Below are 4,837 nucleotides of genomic sequence, written 5' to 3' on the forward strand. Positions count from 1 at the left end.
GCTGATTGTCCTAAATTGAGGAAAGAAACCCGGTTTCTGAACCCCCTGCGAAAGGCCAAGAAACCGGGTTTCTGCGACAATTTTTGCTGATTGTCCTAAATTGAGGAAAGAAACCCGGTTTCTGAACCCCCTGCGAAAGGACGAACAACCAGTTGTCCAAATGGCACAGTCCTTTTCTTATGGGGAGAGATTATCTCCCTAGAAGCAGAGTGATCCGAGGGTAGACGCCTGGGAAAGTGACACCACAGTGGGAGACGCCACCCTGTGGGTCTCACTATTCTCCGTTATAGAAAGTCAATCTAAAACGGAAGTCAATCATGCGTTTATCCACCTCGGTCTTATTGTTCGGTTTGGTAGTTTCTACGGTTGCTGTGCAATTGGCTGGATTTGCTTCTGCTTCCCTGCAAGGGGTTGAGTCCGATCGCACTGCTGAGATTTTAATGTCCAATGACTCCCGCTGTGGTCTTCATGATGGCCGTCGCTGCGACGATCGCTCCTAATTGGATTGTTATCATCCCCTGTTCAACATTGATGTCCGGTCTATTTTTAATAGAAAATCTTGTTACTTTATCAGTCCGGCTGCCATAAAGGGTGCTATACAGATTTTGGCAGAAACATGAACAACAGAGTATTAATCTTCCGGTTCAATTCAATGCCGATTACCGAATTCCCCAGATCCGAATGGTGCGATCGCCACTGCCGGAAGCGAGTCTACCCCCATCGGGACTAAAAACAATGGATTCGACCCATCGCGAATGTCCGGATAAGGTTTCTACCAGTTCTCCACTGGCTAAATTCCAAAGTTTAATTCGACCTGTTAACGTGCCTCCAGCAATCGTGTTGCCATCGGGACTAAAGGCTACAGAAAACATGGTTCCAGAGTGACCCGAAAAGGAGCTAATTTCTTGACCTTTACTCAAATCCCATAATTTAATCGTATTATCTGCACTGCCTGATGCCAGCATTTTGCCATTGGGACTAAACGCCACAGAAAACACAGTTCCCACATGGCCGGACAGTTGCTGGTTTTCAGTTTGCGCTAATCCCGATTCCGTGGGTTGACTGGCCACTGACCATAATTTAATCGACCCATCTTGAGAAGCACTGGCGAGGGTTTGACCATCGGGACTGAACACGACAGAAAAGACGGTTCCTAAATGACCCGAAAATGTTCCGATCGCTTCCCCGGACTCCAGATTCCAGAGGTAAATATTCCCCTCTTCCGAACCACTGGCGAGGAGTTGACTATCGGGACTAATTGCAATGGAAGAAATGCCCAAAGATGTCCCGGCAATGGTATATAATAATTCCCCCGTGGCTAAGTTCCAAATTTTAATGGTTCCGCCATACCCATTGCTACTACTGGCGAGGAGGGTTCCATTGGGGGCGATCGCCACGGATGAAACCATTTCTCCGGCATCAGAATGGCCGGTTAAGGTGCGAATTAAAGCGCCGGTTTCTAAGTTCCAAATCTTAATCGTGCCATCAAAACTTCCCGAGGCGATCGCCCGTCCATCGGGACTCACCGCGACCGATCGCACGTCTTGAGAATGTCCCGTTAAAGTATTGAACAATTTGATATCATTAATCGCGATCGCTGGAGATAACTCCCGGTTTCCTAACCGTGAATCCGGCAATATTTTCCCAGTATCCGCCTTGACAGGCGCAGAATTAGCTCCCCCATCTTCGGGAACGGACAACACCTCCGGGTTCCCTTCCAAGGCAGATTGTTTTGCAATTTCCTCGGCATTTCCTACCCCCGAGAATCCAAACTCAGAGAGATTCACCTGAGTGATGGCAACCACCCCAAACAGGACCACCCCGCCCCCCAGGACCAATTGCATTTTCCACTCTTCCAGCTTATCTAACAATCGATTTGGGGGTTTTAAAACCGTCAAACGGCCCCGGGATTTTCCCCTCTGATGCAACATCACATCCAGTTCCCCTAACCGTTGCAAAATTACCTCGGTACTTTGGGGGCGTTTCCCCGGTAAGCGCGCCATCAATTCATCGATAAAATTTGCTAATTTCGGGGAAATATGAGGGGCCGCTTGTCGCCAGCGCAATTCATCATTGAGGGGGTCATAAAAATCCAGGGGATGTTTGCCGGTGAGTAACTGCACAAATGTCCGTCCTAAACCAAAGAAATCGGATTGGGGAACGGGTTTACCATTTTCCTGTTCTGGGGGTGCATATCCTTTAGAAGAAATCACCGTTCCCTGTTGTCCTACAGCCATTTTTGCCAGATAGGTTCCGCTGACTTCCCGGGCAGAACCAAAGTCAATTAAGGTTAATTGTTCCGTCCCGAACGCTTTGATTTGCGTGGGGTCGCGCAGCATAATATTGGCCGGTTTAATATCGCGATGAAAATACTGCTGATTGTGAACTTGATGTAAGATTTCGGTAAGCTGTAATAACCACCCGACTGCCTGCTGTTGGGTAATCGGTTCATGGTTACGACTGGCTAACCAGTCCTCTAAATTCTGCCCCTGGATTTTTTCCATGACGAGGCAATGGACTGGGGTTTTGCCATATCGAGGGGTAAAGGTGAAATACCCTCCTGGTTCCACTGCGGGAATGCCGGGGTGTCTGAGGCGTTGTAAAACCGCTGCTTCTTGTTTAAATAAGGTAATGGCCTTGGGATTTTGTTCCGTGAGGACTTTTAAGACCTTGGGAAACCCGCGATCGTCTACTTCAAAGGTTTGTCCAAACCCGCCGGTTCCCAGGAGTTTCATGATGCGATAGCGTCCTGCCACAACAAGTTCAGAACCGCATTGGCGACAAATGCGATTCTTGGCATTTAAGGGGTCGGAGGGTCGGGGACAGGAGGGGTTGATACAGTAGCTCATGGATGGCTACGGGCTTGCAATATCCCGGCTATTATAGGCTGGTCAGGGGTGCGGGGGACTTTTTAATATTAGACTTAATTTTCAGCAGTTCATATCATCCCGATGAATTAATTGAACGGGAATCTGGAAAACTTAGGGTAGAGGTTGCGGTTTTGAGCCTGGGTTAATGCGGGTATTGCTAGAGTAGCGGGAAGAGCGATCGGGTTTTTGGAGAAAATTTAGGCAATTAGGACCCAATCTCGGGGAGAAACCCCGGTTCTAATACTGTATGTCCAATCCTCCAAGGAGGCCATGATGAGGAGTGGTAATTTGTTGGAGTTTTACAGGGGGAGGGTGGGAATGGCCTGGGGATCATCTCTGGGGTACGCTCCTTCCATTAGGATAACAAGGAGTGCTTACGAAAGGGGAAAAGTGTTTGATTTGCAAGAATCACAGGTGGAGGGACGGAATGATTCAGAGATCCACGCTTTTGACCCTTCCAATGGGGCAAGATTGTAGAAACATAAACGGATGATGTCTGAAAAGTCCTGGTTAAAATTGCTACAACAATACCGCGCGATCGCGGTGATTCGTGCTGCGACCTTTGAATTGGGGTATGAAATGGCCCGGGCGGTTGCCAGAGGAGGGATTCACCTGATTGAAATTACCTGGAATAGCGATCGCCCTGAGGACCTGATCGATATCCTGCGATCGGATTTACCCCAATGTACGATTGGGACGGGCACGCTGTTAAATCAGGTGGATCTGAATCGGGCGATCGCTGCCGGTGCTCAATTCCTGTTTACCCCCCACACTGAAGCGGCCCTGATTCAAGTCGCTGCTGCTTCTGGAATTCCCATCATCCCCGGGGCCCTTTCTCCGACGGAAATCGTCACCGCTTGGCACGCGGGGGCCAATTGCGTGAAAGTCTTTCCCATCTCAGCAGTGGGTGGCCCTCACTATATCCACAGTCTCCACGGACCCCTCGGTCATATTCCCTTAATTCCCACCGGCGGGGTCAATCTCCAGAATGCCATCCATTTTCTCAAAGCTGGGGCGATCGCCGTCGGACTCTCCGGGGATTTATTTCCCAAAAACCTGATTGCCGAGCAAAATTGGGATGCCATCTCGGACCAAGCGCGAATCTTGACCCTTTCCATCCAAAACTTTAATAATAATAATGAGATCGGCTCCTCCGGAAATTAACCCATTCGGGATTGTAGCTAACCCTTAAATAAAAGTCCCAATCCCACAACTTACCCACTCATTAACACACTACGCCATTTTCAACAAGTCTGTTGTAGATATAAATTGACTTCCACTGCGAGGAACTATGAAAAAAAACATCAGCTACATTCGTTGGAGTCCCCTCCGTGTGTTGGGCGCAATCAGTGCCTTGACCCTCTCTGCTTTCTGTGGGTTTTCTCAACCCCAAGTTGCTCAAGCAGTAGAACATGACCGGATTGCCCGAATGATGCTCGATTTGCAATCCTCTCCGGACCGCTGGATTCAAATCGACCTCACGGAACAAAAATTAATGGCATGGGAAGGCAATAAAGTTGTCTATGCCGTCAGTGTTTCAACGGGAACGGAAAACCATGCCACTCCTCCGGGCACCTTTGCTGTTCAAACTAAGTATGAAGTCACCCGGATGCAAGGGGACACCTACGATGTTCCGGACGTTCCCTTTACCATGTACTATTACGGCGGTTATGCGATTCATGGTGCCTATTGGCATAACAATTTTGGCACGCCGATGAGTCACGGTTGTACCAATGTCGCTGTCAATCACGCTGAATGGTTATTTAATTGGGCCGAGGTGGGTACGCCAATTGTGGTTCATCATTAAGGGAAAATTTATCTCTGATTAATTCGGAAACGACTGAAGTCGTTACTACCAACTAAGAAAATCCTTCTTCTGTTCGTAGTAACGACTTTAGTCGTTCTTCGGTTGGCATGAATTCGGAAACGACTGAAGTCGTTACTACCAACTAAGAAAATCCTTCTTC

The 4,837-nt window shown here is 48.5% G+C and carries 4 protein-coding genes; 3 read left to right on the top strand and 1 reads right to left on the bottom strand.

Annotation, left to right across the window (positions count from 1 at the left end; translation table 11 throughout):
- The first annotated feature begins 317 nt into the window (after positions 1-317).
- On the top strand, positions 318-500 hold the full coding sequence (locus NG833_RS27975; protein ID WP_254568545.1) for a hypothetical protein: 183 nt from the start codon (positions 318-320) through the stop codon (positions 498-500).
- A 159-nt stretch (positions 501-659) separates the two neighbouring features.
- Here the strand turns inward: NG833_RS27975 and NG833_RS27980 are convergent, their stop codons facing one another.
- On the bottom strand, positions 660-2,849 hold the full coding sequence (locus tag NG833_RS27980; RefSeq protein ID WP_254568546.1) for a serine/threonine-protein kinase: 2,190 nt from the start codon (positions 2,847-2,849) through the stop codon (positions 660-662).
- 513 nt (positions 2,850-3,362) lie between these two features.
- Between NG833_RS27980 and NG833_RS27985 the strand changes: the two genes are divergently transcribed.
- Together NG833_RS27985 and NG833_RS27990 are read left to right on the top strand one after the other, a co-directional pair.
- Complete coding sequence (locus NG833_RS27985) at positions 3,363-4,034, top strand: bifunctional 4-hydroxy-2-oxoglutarate aldolase/2-dehydro-3-deoxy-phosphogluconate aldolase (RefSeq protein ID WP_254568548.1); 672 nt, start codon at positions 3,363-3,365, stop codon at positions 4,032-4,034.
- Between the two features lie 127 nt (positions 4,035-4,161).
- Positions 4,162-4,677 carry a L,D-transpeptidase gene (locus NG833_RS27990; protein ID WP_254568547.1) on the top strand — a complete coding sequence of 172 codons (516 nt, stop codon included), beginning with the start codon at positions 4,162-4,164 and terminating at the stop codon, positions 4,675-4,677.
- Positions 4,678-4,837: the final 160 nt, after the last annotated feature.

The organism is Oscillatoria sp. HE19RPO (assembly GCF_024220515.1).
Classification (GTDB): domain Bacteria; phylum Cyanobacteriota; class Cyanobacteriia; order Cyanobacteriales; family Laspinemataceae; genus Laspinema.